The sequence below is a fragment of the Cobetia sp. MC34 genome, from assembly GCF_018340035.1.
Taxonomy (GTDB): Bacteria; Pseudomonadota; Gammaproteobacteria; order Pseudomonadales; family Halomonadaceae; genus Cobetia; species Cobetia amphilecti.
On sequence record NZ_JADPPY010000120.1, the window covers coordinates 1 to 371 of the forward strand.

General features: G+C 50.7%; 1 protein-coding gene. It reads right to left on the reverse strand.

Annotation, left to right across the window (positions count from 1 at the left end; all coding sequences use genetic code 11):
- Nucleotides 1–185 precede the first annotated feature (185 nt).
- A partial coding sequence (locus tag IZU87_RS17415) for a hypothetical protein (protein ID WP_213115382.1) occupies nucleotides 186–371 on the reverse strand: 186 nt, incomplete at its 5' end.

Sequence of the window (371 nt, forward strand, 5' to 3'; positions counted from 1 at the left end):
TCAGAGTCAAACTTCTCGTGAGAGGCTTGCTCCGATATTTGGTGACCTTGTCACCACTCATCGGCAAGCGCTCACACGAATTACCTGATCAAATTTTTAAAGAGCGTCGCTGTTAAGCGAGGAGGCATATTCTACCTGGAACGTTTGAGAAGTCAAGCACTTGATGATGAGTCAGTCGACTGCCTCTAAGCATCATCAAGCGGTGAGGAGCGTTGCTCGATCACCTGTCCCGTAAGGAATGCGGCGTATTCTAGCGAATCGCCCGGGATTGTCAATCGATGATCTTCGAAGCGGACTTCAAAAACCTCAAGCAAAACAACCACCTGCAAACCTCTTTCACCGCTGGTAACGCCATGCGTCCCCGGCAGCGG